The 18,982-nt window shown below is 53.3% G+C and carries 16 protein-coding genes; all 16 read right to left on the reverse strand.

What is annotated here, in order from left to right; all coding sequences use genetic code 11:
• Positions 1-10: 10 nt before the first annotated feature.
• Positions 11-3,493: a DNA polymerase III subunit alpha gene (gene dnaE / locus DPA2511_RS15225; protein ID WP_015854641.1), complete on the reverse strand. Its 3,483-nt coding sequence runs from the start codon at positions 3,491-3,493 to the stop codon at positions 11-13.
• Between the two features lie 66 nt (positions 3,494-3,559).
• On the reverse strand, positions 3,560-4,156 hold the full coding sequence (gene rnhB / locus DPA2511_RS15230) for a ribonuclease HII (RefSeq protein ID WP_015854642.1): 597 nt from the start codon (positions 4,154-4,156) through the stop codon (positions 3,560-3,562).
• Positions 4,153-5,301, reverse strand: coding sequence for a lipid-A-disaccharide synthase (lpxB, locus tag DPA2511_RS15235; RefSeq protein WP_015854643.1), 1,149 nt, complete (start codon positions 5,299-5,301; stop codon positions 4,153-4,155). The genes rnhB and lpxB overlap by 4 nt, the downstream gene beginning before the upstream one ends.
• A gap of 4 nt (positions 5,302-5,305) precedes the next feature.
• Positions 5,306-6,094: an acyl-ACP--UDP-N-acetylglucosamine O-acyltransferase gene (gene lpxA, locus DPA2511_RS15240; protein ID WP_015854644.1), complete on the reverse strand. Its 789-nt coding sequence runs from the start codon at positions 6,092-6,094 to the stop codon at positions 5,306-5,308.
• Between the two features lie 4 nt (positions 6,095-6,098).
• Positions 6,099-6,554 (reverse strand): 3-hydroxyacyl-ACP dehydratase FabZ, encoded by a 456-nt coding sequence (gene fabZ, locus DPA2511_RS15245; protein WP_015854645.1) that lies wholly within the window; start codon positions 6,552-6,554, stop codon positions 6,099-6,101.
• Between the two features lie 149 nt (positions 6,555-6,703).
• A complete protein-coding gene (lpxD, locus tag DPA2511_RS15250; protein WP_015854646.1) occupies positions 6,704-7,726 on the reverse strand; it encodes a UDP-3-O-(3-hydroxymyristoyl)glucosamine N-acyltransferase in 1,023 nt (340 codons plus the stop codon).
• A 3-nt stretch (positions 7,727-7,729) separates the two neighbouring features.
• Positions 7,730-8,227: a molecular chaperone Skp gene (skp, locus tag DPA2511_RS15255; RefSeq protein WP_015854647.1), complete on the reverse strand. Its 498-nt coding sequence runs from the start codon at positions 8,225-8,227 to the stop codon at positions 7,730-7,732.
• A gap of 150 nt (positions 8,228-8,377) precedes the next feature.
• The gene (gene bamA, locus DPA2511_RS15260) at positions 8,378-10,801 is read right to left on the reverse strand and encodes an outer membrane protein assembly factor BamA (protein ID WP_015854648.1); all 2,424 of its coding nucleotides are present in this window, start codon (positions 10,799-10,801) and stop codon (positions 8,378-8,380) included.
• Between the two features lie 34 nt (positions 10,802-10,835).
• Positions 10,836-12,191, reverse strand: coding sequence for a sigma E protease regulator RseP (rseP, locus tag DPA2511_RS15265; RefSeq protein ID WP_015854649.1), 1,356 nt, complete (start codon positions 12,189-12,191; stop codon positions 10,836-10,838).
• A gap of 22 nt (positions 12,192-12,213) precedes the next feature.
• Entirely contained in the window at positions 12,214-13,071 is an 858-nt protein-coding gene (gene cdsA, locus DPA2511_RS15270; RefSeq protein ID WP_015854650.1) for a phosphatidate cytidylyltransferase, read from the reverse strand.
• A gap of 9 nt (positions 13,072-13,080) precedes the next feature.
• Positions 13,081-13,842: a (2E,6E)-farnesyl-diphosphate-specific ditrans,polycis-undecaprenyl-diphosphate synthase gene (gene ispU, locus DPA2511_RS15275; protein WP_015854651.1), complete on the reverse strand. Its 762-nt coding sequence runs from the start codon at positions 13,840-13,842 to the stop codon at positions 13,081-13,083.
• 184 nt (positions 13,843-14,026) lie between these two features.
• Positions 14,027-15,220 carry a 1-deoxy-D-xylulose-5-phosphate reductoisomerase gene (gene ispC, locus DPA2511_RS15285; RefSeq protein ID WP_015854653.1) on the reverse strand — a complete coding sequence of 398 codons (1,194 nt, stop codon included), beginning with the start codon at positions 15,218-15,220 and terminating at the stop codon, positions 14,027-14,029.
• Between the two features lie 195 nt (positions 15,221-15,415).
• The gene (frr, locus tag DPA2511_RS15290) at positions 15,416-15,973 is read right to left on the reverse strand and encodes a ribosome recycling factor (RefSeq protein ID WP_015854654.1); all 558 of its coding nucleotides are present in this window, start codon (positions 15,971-15,973) and stop codon (positions 15,416-15,418) included.
• 138 nt (positions 15,974-16,111) lie between these two features.
• On the reverse strand, positions 16,112-16,843 hold the full coding sequence (gene pyrH / locus DPA2511_RS15295) for a UMP kinase (RefSeq protein WP_015854655.1): 732 nt from the start codon (positions 16,841-16,843) through the stop codon (positions 16,112-16,114).
• Between the two features lie 143 nt (positions 16,844-16,986).
• Positions 16,987-17,844, reverse strand: a complete 858-nt coding sequence (tsf, locus tag DPA2511_RS15300; RefSeq protein WP_015854656.1) for a translation elongation factor Ts — start codon at positions 17,842-17,844, stop codon at positions 16,987-16,989.
• 112 nt (positions 17,845-17,956) lie between these two features.
• Entirely contained in the window at positions 17,957-18,682 is a 726-nt protein-coding gene (rpsB, locus tag DPA2511_RS15305) for a 30S ribosomal protein S2 (protein ID WP_015854657.1), read from the reverse strand.
• Positions 18,683-18,982 lie beyond the last annotated feature (300 nt).

Genomic DNA, 18,982 nt, shown 5'->3' on the forward strand with positions numbered 1-18,982 from the left:
TATTCCTATATTAGTCAAATTCCAGTTCTACCTGTTCACTACCAACCAGAGTGCGTAAGTCATTCAGCAACCCGTCGGTAGGCGTAACACGCCACGCGGCACCAAAGCGTAACCGGGCTCGCGCATCCTCTCTCAGGTAGTAAAGATGCACCGGAATCGTCCCCGATCGATGGGGTTCCAACGACTGACGGAGACGGTTTAATAGCTGGTCATCAATTTGCCTGTCGGTCAGCGAGATAGCAAGTCCGCGCGCGTATTTTTCCCGCGCTTCGCTGATATCCATTAACTCCCGGGCAGTCATTCTAAGTCCACCGCTAAAGTCATCAAAGCTGACCTGTCCGCTGGCGATAAGAATGCGATCCTTCTCCAACAGATGCTGATATTTCTCCAGTGCGTCGGTAAACAGCATCACTTCCAGGCGACCAGAACGATCGTCCAGCGTACACACGCCGATACGGTTGCCTCGTTTAGTCACCATGACACGCGCAGCCAGCACCAACCCGACGGCGATGGTGACTTTTCCCCGCTCCGTGGGATGCATGTCTTTCAAACGCCCGCCTCCGGCATAGCGTTCAATTTCTTTCAGATACTGGTTGATCGGATGTCCAGTCAGGTACAGTCCCAACGTCTCGCGCTCGCCATCCAACACCACCTGCTCCGGCCACGGCGGTACCGTACTGTACGACTGTTCAACCTGCTCCGGCGATTCCGTCAATACACCGAACATATCCGACTGCCCAATGGCTTCCGCCCTGGCGTGCTGCTCGGCGGACTTCATGGCATCGGGCAATGAGTTCATCAGCGCCGCACGGTGAGGGCCCAGCCGGTCAAACGCGCCGGACATGATCAGTTTTTCCAGTACCCGGCGGTTCAGCTTTTTGATATCGGTACGGGCGCAAAGATCGAACAAATCGCGGAAATAGCCGCCGTTATTGCGAGCCTCGATAATGGCTTCAATCGGCCCTTCGCCCACACCTTTTATCGCCCCGATGCCGTAAACGATCTCTCCCGCATCGTTAACATGAAAATGATACAGACCGCTGTTGATATCCGGTGGCAGGATTTTCAGCCCCATACGCCAGCATTCATCGACCAGACCGACGATTTTGTCGGTATTGTCCATATCCGCGGTCATCACCGCCGCCATAAATTCAGCAGGATAATGCGCCTTCAGCCACAGGGTCTGGTACGACACCAGCGCATAAGCCGCCGAGTGTGACTTGTTGAAACCATAACCGGCGAATTTCTCCACCAGATCGAAGATTTTCATCGACAACTCGCCGTCGACGCCCATCTTCTCCGCGCCCTCTTTGAACACCGAGCGCTGCTTCGCCATTTCCTCCGGTTTTTTCTTACCCATCGCACGGCGCAGCATGTCGGCCCCGCCAAGCGTATAACCTGCCAGCACCTGGGCTATCTGCATTACCTGTTCCTGGTACAGGATGATGCCGTAAGTCGGTTCCAGCACCGGCTTAAGCGATTCATGCTGCCACTGGATATCCGGATAGGAGAGCTCTTCGCGTCCGTGCTTACGGTCGATAAAGTTATCTACCATGCCGGATTGCAACGGCCCTGGCCGGAACAAGGCCACCAGCGCGATCATATCCTCGAAGCAGTCAGGCTTCAGACGTTTAATCAAATCCTTCATGCCGCGCGATTCAAGCTGGAACACCGCCGTGGTTTCCGAACGTTGCAGCATATCGAAGCTTTTTTTATCATCCAGCGGGATCGCAGCGATATCCACCGGTTCCAGCCCCTGCTTTTCCCGGCGGGGGTTGATCATCTCCAACGCCCAGTTGATGATGGTCAGGGTGCGCAATCCCAGGAAGTCGAACTTCACCAGACCGGCGTATTCCACGTCGCTCTTGTCAAACTGAGTCACCGGATGATGCCCTTCCGGATCGCAATACAGCGGCGCGAAATCAGTGATCTTGGTCGGCGAAATCACCACGCCGCCGGCGTGTTTACCTGCGTTACGAGTGACCCCTTCCAATTTGCGCGCCATATCGATCAGCGCCTTGACCTCTTCATCCGCGTCATAGATCTCGCCCAGTTGCGGTTCGGCGGCAAAGGCTTTCTCCAGCGTCATCCCAGGATCTGGCGGCACCAGTTTGGAAATACGATCGACAAAACCGTAAGGGTGCCCCAGTACGCGCCCAACGTCCCGAATAACTGCCTTCGCGGCCATGGTACCGAACGTGATGATCTGGGATACCGCATCACGGCCGTACATGTCGGCAACGTGATCGATCACCAAATCACGCTTTTCCATACAGAAATCGACGTCAAAGTCAGGCATCGACACACGTTCCGGATTAAGGAAACGTTCGAACAGCAGGTCAAACGCCAGCGGATCCAGATCGGTAATTTTGAGCGCATAGGCCACCAGCGAGCCCGCCCCCGAGCCTCGCCCCGGCCCAACCGGCACATTGTTGTCCTTGGACCACTGGATAAACTCCATCACGATGAGGAAGTAACCGGGAAACCCCATCTGGTTGATGACATTGAGTTCAATCTCCAGGCGCTCATCGTATTCAGGCCGGCGATTGGCGCGCTCCTCTTCATCGGGAAACAGGAAAACAAGCCGCTCCTCCAGCCCTTCTCTGGCCCGCAAGACCAGATAATCCTCCGTCGTCATGTCGCCCGTTGGGAACTGCGGCAGGAAATATTCACCCAGACGGATGGTGACGTTACACCGTTTGGCGATCTCTACGCTGTTTTCCAGCGCTTCAGGAATATCGGCGAACAGTTCGCACATTTCCTGTTCACTGCGCATATATTGCTGGGGACTGTAGTTGCGAGGGCGCTTGGGGTCGTCCAGCGTAAAGCCGTCGTGGATGGCGACGCGGATCTCATGGGCATCAAAGTCATCTTCACTGATGAAACACACATCGTTGGTGGCCACCACCGGCAAACCGCGCTCCGTAGCCAGAGCAACCACTGCGTGCAGATAACTCTCTTCATCAGGGCGGCCGGTGCGTATCAGTTCCAGATAAAAACGTTGAGGAAAGTGCTGCTGATAAAACGCCACACACTGATCCACCAGCGTCTGGTTGCCGCGCAGCAGGAACTTGCCGATGTCGCCTTGCCGTCCTCCGGAGAGCAACAGCAATCCGGCCTGATGCTCCACCAGCCATTCTCGCTCGATCGTCGGCCCAGCTGCGCCATAGCCGCGCTGGTAGGCGCGTGAAATCAGCAACGTCAGGTTCTGATAACCGTCGTTATTCATCGCCAGCACGCTGAGGCGCGCCAGCTCATCCCCCAACTCTTCACTTTGCAGATAAAAATCGGCGCCGATAATCGGCTTGATACCCGCGCCATGGGCGCCGCCGTAAAACTTCACCAGCCCGCAAAGATTGGTGAAATCGGTGATCGCTATCGCAGGCATTCCCAGCGCCGCCGCTTTCTTTACCAACGGGCCGACTTTCGCCAGCCCATCGATCATGGAATAGTCACTGTGAACACGCAGGTGTACAAAACGTGGTTCGGCCATTTTCAGATCCCATAATCTCTTCAGTAATCAGCCTGACGAAAATATCAGGCTGCTCATGCGTTTGCGTTATGCCAGACCCAACACCCGCTTAACCGGGGCAAAACTGCGTCTGTGGTGGAGGGTGGCGCCAAGCGTCGCCAGTTTTTCCAGGTGATAGGCTGTAGGATAGCCCTTGTGCTGTGCAAATCCATACTCAGGAAACAGCTTATCCAGCTCTTCCATTTCACGATCGCGCGTGACCTTCGCCAGAATGGACGCCGCGCTGATTTCGGCGACCCGGCTATCCCCTTTGACCACCGCCATTGACGGCATAGGCAGCGAAGGACACCGATTGCCGTCAATCAGCACATAGTCCGGCGTGACGGGCAACCCGGCCACAGCACGCTGCATCGCCAGCATGGTGGCATGCAATATATTTAACTGATCGATCTCTTCCGGTTCGGCACGCCCAAGGCTCCAGGCCCGCGCTTTTTCCCGAATTTCGTCATACAGCACCCGGCGACGTTTCTCGCTGAGCTGCTTGGAATCTGCCAAACCGGCAATCGGTTTGGCCGGGTCAAGAATGACAGCGGCGGTCACTACCGCGCCGACCAGCGGCCCGCGGCCGACTTCATCCACGCCGGCAATACAAATTGCCTGCGGATAGACAAAAATCTCACTCATGATCGTGACAACTCCAGTACCGCCTGGGCAGCTTGCTCGTCGGCATTGCAACGGATCTGCTCATGCAGGTGCAGAAAAGTCTGTTGCAGCACATTGACCTGTTCGCCACCCTGTAGCCATGGCATTAATGCGGCCGCCAGATTTTCCGGCGTGCAGTCGTCCTGCAGCAATTCAGTGACCAACTCCCGGCCAGCCAACAGATTCGGCAGCGATACCCAAGGGGTTTTTACCAACCGTTTCGCCAGCCAGAAAGTGAAAGGTTTCATTCGATACCCCACCACCATCGGGCTTTTAGCCAACATACACTCCAACGCCGCTGTTCCCGATGCCAGCAGCGTCGCATCGCTGGCGATCATGGCTTCACGCGCATGACCGTCCAACAAACGAACCGCCAAATTCGGCGCGACTGCGGCCTTGATGTGCTCGAACTGTTCGCGGCGTCGCTGATTCACCAGCGGCACCACAACCTCCATATCCGGCCAAGTCTGACGCAACAGCGCTGCGGTCTTCAGGAAATCCGCGCTCAGCATGTCCACTTCAGCGCTGCGGCTACCTGGCAATAAGGACAGACAGCGCGATGCTTCTGGAAGCCCCAGCATACGACGTGCAGCCAACTTGTCGGGATGTAACGGCATGGCATCTGCCATGGTATGCCCGATAAAACGGCAAGGGACATCGAAACGATCGTAAAATGCTTTTTCGAAAGGCAGAAACGCCAACACCATGTGCGTAGCGCGCGCAATCTTGAAGACCCGCTTCTGACGCCACGCCCAGACTGATGGGCTAACATAATGGATAGTCTTGATGCCGCTGCGTTTTAGGCGTTCTTCAAGGGTAATGTTGAAGTCCGGCGCATCAATGCCGACGAACACATCAGGCTGTAATTCGGTAAAACGGCGGGTAAGGTCGCGGCGGATCTTCAACAACCGGGGCAGACGCCCCAGCACTTCAACCACGCCCATGACGGCCAACTCTTCCATCTCATACCAGGCTTCACACCCGGCAGCCTGCATACGCGGGCCGGCGACACCGACGAAGCGCGCATCGGGCACTGCGGTCTTTAACGCCTGGATCAACCCGGCACCCAAAATATCGCCGGAGGTTTCTCCGGCGACCAGGCCTATAGTAAGAGGACGCTGCGGCATAAAATCAGCGGATGATGCCGCGCGTTGAGCGGGCGAAGAAATCGAGGAAGGCCTGCACGGCCGGTTGTTCAGCCGCCAGCGCTTCCAAATCGGGTTTGACTTCGTCCAGCGTTTTGCCGCTACGGTAGATCAGTTTGTAGGCAGCGCGAATCGCCTGCAGCGTTTCCTTATCAAAACCGCGACGTTTCAAGCCTTCAATATTGATGCCGAACGGCGTTGCGTGGTTTCCCTGTGCAATCACATAAGGGGGAACATCCTGCGCCACGCCGGAACACCCACCGACCATAACGTGTTCACCGATAACGCAGAACTGATGTACCGCCGTCATCCCGCCGATGATGGCAAAATCATCGACAAAGACGTGCCCGCCCAGCGTTGCATTGTTGGCCAGGATGCAACGGCTTCCGACGATGCAATCGTGAGCGATATGCGTATTGATCATCAACAGGTTATCGCTACCGACCTTAGTCAACCCACCGCCCTGCGCCGTACCGCGGTGAATAGTCACGCTTTCGCGGATCCGATTACGGTCGCCAATCTCGACACGGGTCGGCTCCCCGGCGTATTTCAAGTCCTGATTGACCTCACCGATAGAGGCAAACTGGTAGATTTCATTATCGCAGCCAATGCGCGTAATGCCATTTACCACGACATGGGACTTGAGCACGGTTCCAGCCCCGATCTCTACCTGAGCGCCGATATAGCAGAACGGCCCGATATAGGCGCCAGCGCCTATCACTGCTCCGTCTTCAACAATGGAACTGGGGTGAATAAAGGCGGTTTGATCAATCACGTTATCAGGCCTCCCGACGGCGAGCGCACATCATTTCCGCTTCGCAAGCTACTTCACCATCTACTTTAGCTACGCCACGAAAACGAGCCACACCGCGACGTTCTTTAATAAATTCGACTTCCAGAATCATCTGGTCTCCCGGCAGAACCGGACGTTTGAAACGGGCTTCATCAATTGCGGCGAAATAATACAACTCGCCCGGCTCAAGCTTACCTACGCTCTTGAACGCCAGAATACCGGTGGCCTGCGCCATGGCTTCCAGAATCAATACACCTGGGAAGATGGGCTTGCCCGGGAAGTGCCCTTGAAAGAAGGGCTCGTTCACCGTAACGTTCTTCACCGCGCGTAGGAATTTCCCTTCTTCAAAATTCAGTACGCGATCTACCAGCAGGAACGGGTAGCGGTGCGGCAATAGATCCAGAATCTCTCCGATATCCAGAGTATGGGTGTCTGTATTCAAAATACTCTTCCTGTCCATAAAATGATGTCATCAACAACACGGCCCGCCGAAACCTCAACATGAGGAATACGATGCAGGCCGCAAATCAGGCTCAGGCGCGCCAGCGCCAGCCTTGCTTGTCAAACGCTGAGGTCATGAATACGGGTGACTTAATCCTCCTGAAGCTTACGCTCCAGAGCTTTGAGCCGTTTGCTCATATCATCAATATTCATTACCAGTGCTGCGGTCTTACGCCAGACTTTGTTGGGCTGCAATGGAATGCCTGAAGAATACACTCCAGGTTCGGTAATAGGCCGCATGACCATCCCCATTCCCGTCACCGTGACTTTGTCACAAATTTCCATGTGACCATTAATCACGCTGGCACCACCAATCATGCAATAACGACCGATTTTCAAGCTTCCGGCCATAATCACACCACCAGCAACTGCGGTATTGTCACCAATCACAACGTTGTGTGCAATCTGACATTGGTTATCGATGATGACACCATTGCCGATGATCGTATCATCCAATGCGCCGCGATCGATGGTGGTATTTGCCCCGATCTCAACGCGATCACCGATTATAACCGTCCCTAGTTGTGGTATTTTGACCCAATTGCCGCGATCGTTGGCATAGCCAAAGCCATCCGAACCAATCACAGCGCCAGACTGGATCAAACACTGCTCACCCAAAACAACATTATGGTAAACCACTACATTTGCCCATAACCGGGTGCCAGCCCCGATACGGGCTTGTTTACCAATAAAGCAGCCAGCGCCAATCACTGCACCCTCGCCCAGTATCGCACCAGACTCAATAACAGCATTGGCGCCAACAGAAACCCCATCTCCTAAACGCGCATCAGGAGCAATCACCGCAGAAGGCGAAATGTCCTGTGCCGGCGTTGGCGTTGTATCCATCAACTGTGCCATACGCGCATAGGTCAAATAAGGATTCTTCACCACCAGAGCGGCAACATTGCAAAAAGGCACATCGGCCTCTGTCAGTACAACCGCCGAAGCATTCGTACTCGCCAGTTGCTCACGATAGCGGGTATCGGACAAAAAAGTAATCTGACCTGCCTGGGCGGACCGCATCGAAGCCACACCGGTGATGACGATATCGCCATCACCGTGCAACTGTGCATCCAACTGTTGAGCCAAGGCGTCCAGTCGAATTGAAAGCATGGATTATTTAACCTGTTTCAGCACATCAGCAGTAATATCTTTCGCATTATCCGCGTAAGCAACGGCATTGGCGTCGATAACCACGTCATAACCCTGCTTGGTCGCCACGGATTTAACTGCATCCTGGATACGGCTCAGGATCTTGTTACGCTCTTCCATCTGGCGGCGACGGCTATCTTGCTCGAGAGCCTGCCCTTTGGTATTCAACTGATCGCGCAAAACAGACAGATCTTTCTCCACTTTGCTGCGTTCGCTGGCTTTCATGGTAGAAGCATCGCGCTGATATTTTTGCACTCTATCCTGCAATTCACGCTCCATGGACTGCACTTCGGAAGCACGGCCCTTGAACTCGTTGTCCAACTGTTTCGCCACGGTTTCACGCTGCGGCATCTGCTGAAATACGCTGGAAACGTTAACGATAGCAATCTTGTCAGCAGCCTGAACACTTGCCGCAGCAGCCAATGCCAGGCCCAAGCCCGCGGCAGATAACCACTTTTTCACTATAAACTCCTCACCCTAGACTAATATTCGCGCTTAATGCGCTTATCGTGAACACGGCGTTCAACGTCAATTCACATGCGCCACTATCACATGTTCAGAAGGCTCTGACCGCCGCGCATTTTTACATCTCATACCCACCGGGTATTCCGTTTACCAGGTTTTGCCGATGTTAAACTGGAATTGCTCTGATTTATCCCCTTCATGCTTCTTGAACGGCTGGGCGTAGGAGAATACCAATGGCCCGAGCGGGGACATCCATTGTACGGCAATACCAGACGACATACGGATATTGCCCGGCTGGCTGTAATCAGGTATGCCGGCAGCAATCGTGGCCGCCGTGTTTTCCCAGTGGGTATCCCACACCGTCCCTGTATCAACGAAGAACGAGGTACGAACGGAACTGGCGTACTTATCGCTGATAAACGGTGTTGGTACGATAAATTCAGCACTGGCAACCGCCATCGCATTCCCCCCTACCGCATCGCTAGACTTGGATACAGGGCAGGTAGAGTAAGACGAATCCGAACTGGAACACTGGTAGTAAGCCGCCTTAGGACCGATGGTATTTGAGCGGAAACCACGCACAGAGCTTGAACCGCCGGCGAAGAAATTATCATAGAACGGCACTTCCTTACCGCCCAGACCATCCCCATAACCAACACGGGTACGTGCCATCAACACCCAGTTTTTGCTCTCAGTCAGTGGGAAGTAACTGGCTGAATCAAACGTCGCCTTGTAATACTCGTTATCCGAACCAGGCACCGTCACTTTGACGTTCAACGACGCACGGTTCCCCGCAGTCGGAAAATAGCCGCGATCCAGATCATTGTAGGTCCAGCCCGGCGTCAGGAAGAAGTCATTGGCGGCGTAGTTGGAGGTAGACGAATTGCTGCTCGTCACAACTTCCGGATGCGTACCGACTTTATCCAGATAGCGCCACATCCCGACCTGAGGTTTCATGTCCGACAGGTCGTTATGTACATAGTCCAGAGCCAGACGCAGCGAGTTGTTCTCGTTGATTGGGAAGCCCAACGTAGAGCCGACCCCATAGCTGCGGTTGGTATAATCCGCAAGATCAGCGTCATAAGCCTTAAAGTTGTTATAGAAGATACGGCCGCCCAGACTTACCCCATCCACAGTGAAATAGGGATCGGTCATCGACAGTTCGACATAGGTCTGGTAAGCGTTGCGCGTACCACTGATCCCGACGGAATTACCGGTACCCAACCAGTTATCCTGCTGAACACCCGCCTGGAAACTGACGCCGCTTTCCGTACCGAAACCAATGCCGAAATTCAGGCTACCGGTATTACGCTCTTTGACCTTGTACACCACATCGACTTGATCGGGAGTTCCCGGCACGCGCTGGGTTTCAACATCAACACTTTCGAAATACCCCAGGCGATTCAGACGCTCTTTACCTTGCTGAACCAGATCATTGCCTAACCAGCCACCTTCCATCTGGCGCATTTCGCGACGTAATACGGAGTCTTTGGAGACATCGTTGCCCTCAAAGCGAATACGGTGCACGGTAAAGCGATTACCGGCATCCACATTGATACTGAGACGAACGGTTTTATCTGAATCATTAATTTCCGGCTGAGTCACCACGCGAGGATAGGCATAACCATAACGCCCCAGCAGCTTTTTGATGTCCTCTTCCATGCGCGTCACTTTCGTGCCGTTGTACAGCTCACCTGGCTGAATGCGCGTCAGCCCCTCGATTTCCGACGCATGACCAGCCAGATCGCCCCGAACAACAACGCCGGAAAGTTTGTACTGATCGCCTTCGGTAATATTGATGGTGATATAGATGCCTTTCTTATCCGGCGTCAGGCTCACCTGGGTGGAGTCAATATTAAAACGCGCATAACCACGATCGAGGTAAAAACTGCGTAAGGTTTCCAGGTCGCCAGAGAGTTTCTGCTTCTCGTACTTCCGATCGCCGACCACGTTCCACCATGGCACTTCGTCACGCAATTGGAAGCGGGAAATCAGTTCATCGGAATTGAAAGACTTATTACCGACGATATTGATCTGCTGGATTTTGGCCGAAATCCCCTCGGTAAAGACCAGTTTAAGGTCGACACGATTGCGGGGCAGCGGTGTGACAACCGCCTTGACGGTAGCGCTGTATTTACCAACGCTGTAATAAAAATCTTCCAGGCCTTTTTCAATATTCGACAGTGTAGTGCGATCCAGTGCCTCACCGACACGAACGCCGGATGCCTCCAGGTTTTCCTTGAGCATCTCCTCTTTCACCGATTTGTTGCCGGAAAAAGTGAGGCTGGCAATGGTCGGCCGTTCCTTAACCTGGATCAGCAGAGCATTACCGTCACGAAGAACGCGGACATCTTCAAAATTCCCGGTCGCAAACAGGGCCCGGATAATGTTACCGATATCTTCATCGGTAACGGTATCGCCAACCCTGACTGGCATACTGAGCAATGCCGCACCGACGGCAACCCGCTGCAGGCCCTCGAAATGAATATCCTTCACTACGAACCCGTCTGCACCGTATACGGTGGCGCTGCCAAACAGCAGCGACGCTATGAGCAACTTTTTCATCGCCATCGTTGTTATGCGTTTTTCCTAACTTAATCCACGCCTACAGGCGGGAGAAATCATTGAAAAGTGCAAGCCCCATTAACATCATCAGCAATACCGTGCCAATGCGATAACTAACGTCCTGCACACGCTCAGAAACCGGCCCGCCCTTCAGCTTCTCTACCGCCAAAAAGAGCAGATGACCACCATCAAGCACGGGCAAAGGGAACAGATTGATGATTCCCAGATTGACACTGATCAGCGCCAGAAACATCAGGTAATACACCAAACCATAATCCGCTGACATTCCTGCACCCTGTGCAATTGAGATTGGTCCGCTCAGGTTATTCAGTTTTACGTCACCAACTATCAGCTTGCCTATCATACTGACCGTCAACTTCACCAACTGCCAGGTTTTATCCCCAGCTTCATAAATGGCGTTGAACGGCCCGTACTGACGCACTGTTCTGTACTCGTCAGACAACGGCGTTACTTTGGGCACCACACCGGCAAACCCCTCGTATCTACCCTTGCCTACCGATTTACTGTCTGGCGTAAGGGATAACGACTGTGTTTTACCCCCTCTCTCAACCTCAACATCCAGTGTTCTACCTGGATTGTCACGTACAGCCAGCACAAACTGCTGCCACTGCGTCAACGGTTGAGCACCGACTTTAACGATCCTATCCCCGACGTGCAAACCTGCTTTTTCCGCTGCTGAATGCGCCTGAACCTGTGTCAGAACAGCTTCTACTAACGGACCTTTAGGAACGATGCCTAATGAAACGGCCGGATCCTGTCGTTCCGGGTCAAAATGCCAGTTATGCAAATCGAGACGTCGTTGAGTACCGAAGGACACTCCCGGCGACGTTGTGTCAATAACCACTTCCGGATCGCCAATTTTGCCCACCAACGCCAGACGAACGCTATCCCAATCAGGCGTTTCGATGCCGTCGATCGCTTTTAGTTCCATGCCTGAAGAAATTTGCGCTTGGGCAGCGATCGAACCGGGTAATACGTCACCGACGACCGGACGCACGCCTGGGACGCCAATCATGAAGACCAGCCAGTATGCAAACACGGCGAACACAAAGTTCGCCATCGGCCCCGCAGCCACGATCGCCGCCCGCTGCCAAACCGTCTTGTTATTGAAAGCCTGATGTGCAAGTTCGGAGGGAACATCGCTCTGGCGACCATCCAGCATTTTCACGTAGCCGCCAAGTGGAATCAGAGCGATAACATATTCCGTGCCATGACGATCACTTCGACGCCACAGCGCCTTTCCAAAGCCGATGGAAAAGCGCTCCACGCGAACGCCACAACGCCGGGCGACCCAGAAATGGCCAAACTCATGGACTGTAATCAATACACCCAGAGCAATAATAAACGCCGCCAAATTCCAGAGAACACTCAACATAAATATCCGCCCCGTAACAGCCCTAGACAGCCTTGAACAACAATAGCATCAGGCAGGAAAATATCGGAATAGCCGCCGTCAGGCTATCAATACGATCCAGAACGCCTCCGTGTCCGGGAATCAAATGACTACTGTCTTTAATGCCCGCTTCGCGTTTAAACATACTTTCGGTCAAGTCACCGAGTACCGACGCCAGCGCCGCTATCACCGAACAGATAAGCAATGTCCGGGTAGAAATGGCCAACGGCATATAATAACTGAAGAGTAGTGCGATAACGGCCGAAGTCAGCAAACCGCCCACAAAACCTTCCCAGGTCTTCCCCGGAGATACCCGGGGTGCCAGCTTGTGTCGGCCGAATAATTTACCGAACAGATAGGCTCCGCTGTCAGCGCCCCAGACCAGCAACATGACATACAACAGCCACCATGCACCGGTAAACGGATTAACGTCATAATCGAACTGGCGCAAGGAAACCATCCCCCAAAAAAAAGGCACGATGGTAAACAGGCCGAAACCGAGACGCAGTAATCGCGATTGCCGCCAGAGCGCGGCGGACGAGGGATAAAACAGCACCAAAATCAGTGCGCCGAACCACCAGACCACTGAGATCCAAAGAGAAATAGAGATGGGAGGCGTTGATGCCGAATAGTGATAATCTGGCAGCGTCAATAACATCAACGCCAGAATAAAACCGCAGATAATGGACAACCACACCCGCTGAGTATTGGATACAAAACCAGCAAACTGTCCCCATTCCCAGGCAGCCAGCATACACACCGCCAGCGTGACCAAAGCAAATCCCAACGGCGACAAAAAGAACAGTGCGGCAATCACCAATGGGATCAAGATGACGGCAGTGATTAGGCGATACTTCAGCAAAAGAGCCCCCTACGACGCACGCGCATCAATAGCTTCGGTTCCCCCGAAGCGACGCTCTCGTTGAGAAAAGGCATTAATAGCACCTTCAAAGGTTTGTTCATCAAAATCGGGCCAAAGCACATCCGTAAAATAGAGTTCGGCATAGGCAATCTGCCACAGCAGGAAATTACTGATTCGATGCTCTCCTCCCGTTCTGATCACCAGATCGACCGGTGCGAGGTCGCTGAGGCAGACATAGCGGCACAGCGTTGACTCATCGATATTATCAGGTCGCAGTACGCCTTCCTGTACCTGCTCGGCAATTTTTTTAACGCCGTTGATGATATCCCAGCGGCCGCCATAGTTCGCAGCAATATTCAATGTAAGCCCGCTATTCTTCTCGGTCAGGGATTCGGAACGACGAATACGCTCCTGCAAACGAGCGCTGAAGCGGCTGATATCGCCAATCACACGCAGCCGTACATTATGCTTGTGAAGACTTTTTACTTCACTGTCTAGCGCACGAACGAAAAGCTCCATGAGTGACGCCACTTCCTGTGCCGGCCGATTCCAGTTCTCACTGCTGAAAGCATATAGCGTTAACGCTTCCAGATGATGACTGACCGCATAGCTTACCGCCCGCCGTACCGATTTCACTCCCGCCTGATGGCCGAAGATCCTCAACCTTCCCCGTTGCTTAGCCCAACGGCCATTGCCATCCATAATAATCGCAACATGCCTGGGACCTTTGGGTAACAAGTTCTGACTGTCTTGTTGATTTTCAGAAGGCATAACGTGTTTTGATTTCCCCAAGCAAGAAAACAATAAATTGCTGTAGCTGCCGAGTCTGATGCCATAAAAAAAGCCGTGAACCCGCACAGCTTTTCACCACCGTGATTTTACAGGCATCACTACCGGTATCGCGGCGCAGACTATACCATTTCAAGGGCATGTGAACAAACATGCCGACATCCGCTTATTGATAATGCTGCAACGCTTTATTGGCGTATTTTCTTGCCCAGCAATCGATCGCCAGCACATCCTCAACACTGTCCGGCTCCGGCAACGACAAGCGATCCAGAACATGACGGTTTACCGCCGCAATATCCGTAAACCGTATTTCTGAACGTAAAAATGCCGCGACGGCAACCTCATTAGCCGCATTCAACGTCGTTGTTGCTGCCTGCCCTTGATTGCAAGCCTCAATAGCCAAATGCAGGCAAGGATAACGTTGATAATCCGGGGCCGAAAAAGTTAATGCGCCGATCTGGCAGAAATCAAGCGTTGCCGCACCCGAAAAAACCCGTTCAGGGTAAGCCATGGCATGAGCGATAGGAATGCACATATTCGGCGAGCCCAATTGCGCCAAAACGCTACCGTCACGGTAACGCACCATCGAATGAATGACTGATTGGGGATGAATGATGACTTCCATCTCAGCTTCCGATGCATTGAACAACCACCGGGCTTCGATATATTCCAGCCCCTTGTTCATCATGGTGGCGGAATCTACGGAAATCTTGCGGCCCATGGACCAATTGGGATGAGCACAGGCCTGATCGGGCGTGACCGAAGCCAGCGCCGCTACCGGTGTTTCGCGAAATGGCCCGCCGGAACCGGTAAGAACAATCCGATCAACTCCGTGTAACGCCAAAGAAGCAGAACCCAACTGGCGTTGTACCGGTTCGGGCAGCCCCTGGAAAATGGCATTGTGTTCGCTGTCGACAGGCAATAGCCGAGCACCATACCTCTGGATCTCATCCATGAATAAACGCCCACAGGTCACCAGAGACTCTTTATTGGCCAACAAGATCTGCTTCCCGGCCCGAATAGCGGCAAGCGTCGGCATCAGCCCGGCAGCGCCGACAATCGCCGCCATGACCTGATCCACATCCGGTAACGCCGCCAACTCGCAAGCGGCCTGTTCGCCTGATAACACCTCGGTATGGCACCCTTGCTGCCGCAGACATTGCCGCAACTCTCTTGCATCTGATTCATTAACCATTGAAGCGAAAGCGGGTTGAAACTCCAGACACTGCGCCAACAGACGGGAAACATTACGACCAGCTGCCAGCGCTTTTACCGAAAATTTGTCCGGATTGGCTCTTACCACCGCCAGAGAGCTGACGCCAATAGAACCAGTGGAACCAAGAATGGTCAGTTGCTTCATGAGTATGCTCTGAGAAACTGCGTTTGATTACGGGCGTTGAGCCAGTCTGTAGCGCAAGCGTCGAACTGTCGACTTCTCACATTCTGAAATGCGTGGCGTTACACAAAACGCAAGTACGGGAAACGAAAAAACAAAGCGCCGTGGAAGGAAGGCGCACAATTCCCTTCCCACCAACGGCGCACCGGACTACATCAATTAGAAGTCCATCAACTCTTTTTCTTTATCGGCAAGTGCCGCATCGACTTTCTTGATGAAGCTGTCGGTCAGTTTCTGGATTTCATCCTGAGCACGACGTTCTTCATCCTCACTGATAGTTTTGTCTTTTAACAATACCTTCAATTTGTCGTTGGCATCGCGGCGAACATTACGAACCGAGACACGGCCCTGTTCGGCATCGCCACGCACAACCTTAATCAAATCTTTACGACGCTCTTCCGTCAGCGGCGGCAGCGGAACACGGATAACCGTGCCGGCAGACATCGGATTCAGACCCAGATCGGAAGCCATGATGGCTTTTTCCACCGCCGGCCCCATCGTGCGGTCAAAAACCGTCACCGCCAGTGTACGGGCGTCTTCAACTACGATATTCGCCAGCTGGCGCAGCGGAGTCGCACTGCCGTAATACTCGACATGGATACCATCCAGCAGGCTGGGAGAAGCGCGGCCGGTACGGATTTTACCGATCTGGCTCTTGAAAGCCTCTACGCATTTATCCATGCGTGTTTCAGCATCTTTTCTGATTTCGTTAATCACGTTTATGAGCCCTTGAAAACTGATTGGCCTATCAGGTCACGCTTCGGCATGACCCGGTGAATCATTTCCGCCAGCATGACTGGCGATGCCTGGCGCCGCATTATGTCGCCAAAACAGGATATTACCTTAAAATAGACGTCAGCCGTTATTACTGATCAACGTCCCTTCTTTTTCGCCCATCACGACACGTCGCAGAGCACCCGGTTTATTCATGTTAAAGACCCGGATCGGCAGATTATGATCACGGGCCAGAGTAAAGGCGGCCAGATCCATCACTTTCAGTTCTCGCTCCAAGACGTCCTGATAAGTCAGGAAATCGTGGAGGACTGCGGAGGGATCTTTCACCGGATCAGCGGAATATACGCCATCGACCTTGGTGGCTTTCAACACAACGTCAGCTTCGATTTCAATGCCGCGCAGACAGGCGGCGGAATCCGTCGTAAAGAACGGGTTGCCGGTTCCCGCAGAGAAAATAACCACACGGTTGTTGCGCAGCAGGCTGATCGCCTCCGCCCAACTGTAGTTGTCGCAAACGCCGTTCAGCGGAATGGCGGACATCAGGCGGGCGTTCACATAAGCACGGTGTAAGGCATCACGCATCGCCAGGCCATTCATTACTGTCGCCAGCATCCCCATGTGGTCGCCCACAACACGATTCATCCCCGCCTTGGCCAGGCCCGCGCCGCGAAACAGGTTGCCCCCGCCGATCACTACGCCGACCTGAATACCCAGTTCAACCAATTCTTTAACTTCCTGAGCCATGCGATCAAGAATGCTCGCATCAATACCGAAACCTTCGGTTCCCTGCAGCGCTTCGCCACTGAGCTTGAGCAGGATACGTTGATATACGGGTTTTGCATTGGTTGCCATGGTGTATTTGTCCTAACAGGCTGTCATCGTATTGGGGATTTGTTACTGCCATACCCGGCGAAGGAGAAGGGATCGCCCGATATATGAAATTCAGTTTGGCTGGATAAAAAGGAACCGCCAACTGGCGGCCCTTTTTTTGCATCTTAAGACTGCTTGCTCATCGCCGCGACTTCGGCGGCAAAATCAACTTCGGCTTTCTCGATGCCTTCACCCACTTCGAAACGCACGAAGCTGGTGACAGACGCATTGCTTTCTTTCAGCAACTGGCCAACGGTCTTGTTCGGATCCATAACGAAGTTCTGGCCGGTCAGAGAGATCTCACCGGTAAACTTACGCATACGGCCTTCAACCATTTTTTCCGCGATTTCACGCGGTTTGCCGGACTGCATGGCGATATCCAGCTGAATCTGGTGTTCGCGTGCAACCACATCGGCCGGTACGTCGTCTGCATTAACGTACTCGGGTTTGCTGGCGGCAATGTGCATGGCGATGTGTTTGATCAGCTCGTCGTTGGCGCCGGAAGCCGAAACCAGAACGCCAATGCGCGCACCGTGCAGATAAGCCCCCAAAGCATCGCCAGTCTGAACGGTGATACGACGAATATTGATGTTTTCGCCGATCTTAGCCACCAGAGCGGTACGCTGTTCTTCGAATTTCGCTTTCAACACTTCGACGTCGGAAACGCGCTCATTCAGAGCGGCGGTAGCCACTTCTTCGCCAAAGGCTTTGAAGCCGGCATCTTTGGCCACGAAGTCAGTTTCGCAGTTCAGTTCAAGGATGACGCCGTATTTGCCGTCTGCTGCAATTTTAGTCAGGATGATACCTTCAGCAGCAACGCGACCTGCTTTTTTCGCAGCTTTAGCCTGGCCAGATTTACGCATGTTGTCGATAGCCAGCTCGATGTCGCCATTGGCTTCAACCAAAGCTTTCTTACATTCCATCATGCCTGCGCCGGTACGTTCGCGCAGTTCTTTTACCAGGGCAGCGGTAATTTCAGCCATTATCTTTTCCTCGGTTATCTCGCGTGAGAGATAAGTAAAAAAGGGGCCATAACAGGCCCCCTAACCAACATATGTATACCTGGTTAATAAGGGCTCAACAGAGCTGGCCTTATTATTCGGCTTCGACGAAGCTCTCTTCAGCCTGTTCAGCCAGATCCTGAGAACGGCCTTCGCGAACAGCGGTAGCCACAGCGCTCAGATACAGGGTGACAGCGCGGATGGCGTCATCGTTACCCGGGATAATGTAGTCAACACCATCCGGATCGGAGTTGGTATCGACGATGGCGAATACCGGAATGCCCAGGTTGTTTGCTTCTTTGATGGCGATGTGTTCGTGATCGGCATCAACGACAAACAGCGCGTCAGGCAGGCCGCCCATATCCTTGATACCGCCCAGGCTGTTTTCCAGCTTATCCAGTTCGCGAGTACGCAGCAGCGCCTCTTTCTTGGTCAGCTTGTCGAACGTGCCATCCTGAGCCTGGGTTTCCAAATCTTTCAGACGCTTGATGGACTGACGAACGGTTTTCCAGTTAGTCAGCATACCGCCCAGCCAACGGTGGTTCACGAAGAACTGATCACAGTTGACGGCCGCTTCTTTTACCGCTTCACTGGCTGCGCGCTTAGTACCAACAAACAGAATCTTGCCCTTACGGGAAGCGATTTTGCTCAATTCAGCCAAAGCTTCGTTGAACATTGGTACCGTCTTCTCAAGGTTGATGATGTGAACTTTGTTACGAGCACCGAAGATGAACGGTTTCATTTTCGGGTTCCAGAAACGAGTCTGGTGACCAAAGTGTACGCCCGCCTTGAGCATATCGCGCATGGAAACAGTTGCCATGATTACCTCTATAAATTAAGTGTGGGGTTATGCCTCCACGTATCCCATTCGCCGACCCTGATGAAACGCCACCCGGGCACCCCGGCGGATGTGTCGATACGTGTGTGTTATACACATAGTGAGTTCAGTTCGAACCAGCAGATAAATCCAGACCGAAGCCAGAAAATAGCCGCCGGATCACCGGCGCGCTTTATACCACAAACCACCGTCAGACACCAACTTTTGTTGTATGTTACCGGGCAATAGGGCGCGTCATATGACAACCGCGTAAAAGAATCATGTTTGGCAGCATCCGGCAGG

It is taken from the genome of Musicola paradisiaca NCPPB 2511 (genome assembly GCF_000400505.1).
Classification (GTDB): Bacteria; Pseudomonadota; Gammaproteobacteria; order Enterobacterales; family Enterobacteriaceae; genus Musicola; species Musicola paradisiaca.

Bases quoted from the DNA above. Each gene is read 5' to 3' on its own strand.
- bamA (WP_015854648.1), bottom strand. From the start codon at position 10,801: ATGGCGATGAAAAAGTTGCTCATAGCGTCGCTGCTGTTTGGCAGCGCC.
- tsf (WP_015854656.1), bottom strand. From the start codon at position 17,844: ATGGCTGAAATTACCGCTGCCCTGGTAAAAGAACTGCGCGAACGTACC.
- ispU (WP_015854651.1), bottom strand. From the start codon at position 13,842: ATGCCTTCTGAAAATCAACAAGACAGTCAGAACTTGTTACCCAAAGGT.
- lpxD (WP_015854646.1), bottom strand. From the start codon at position 7,726: ATGCTTTCAATTCGACTGGACGCCTTGGCTCAACAGTTGGATGCACAG.
- dnaE (WP_015854641.1), bottom strand. From the start codon at position 3,493: ATGGCCGAACCACGTTTTGTACACCTGCGTGTTCACAGTGACTATTCC.
- rnhB (WP_015854642.1), bottom strand. From the start codon at position 4,156: ATGAGTGAGATTTTTGTCTATCCGCAGGCAATTTGTATTGCCGGCGTG.
- rpsB (WP_015854657.1), bottom strand. From the start codon at position 18,682: ATGGCAACTGTTTCCATGCGCGATATGCTCAAGGCGGGCGTACACTTT.
- lpxB (WP_015854643.1), bottom strand. From the start codon at position 5,301: ATGCCGCAGCGTCCTCTTACTATAGGCCTGGTCGCCGGAGAAACCTCC.
- ispC (WP_015854653.1), bottom strand. From the start codon at position 15,220: ATGAAGCAACTGACCATTCTTGGTTCCACTGGTTCTATTGGCGTCAGC.
- rseP (WP_015854649.1), bottom strand. From the start codon at position 12,191: ATGTTGAGTGTTCTCTGGAATTTGGCGGCGTTTATTATTGCTCTGGGT.
- pyrH (WP_015854655.1), bottom strand. From the start codon at position 16,843: ATGGCAACCAATGCAAAACCCGTATATCAACGTATCCTGCTCAAGCTC.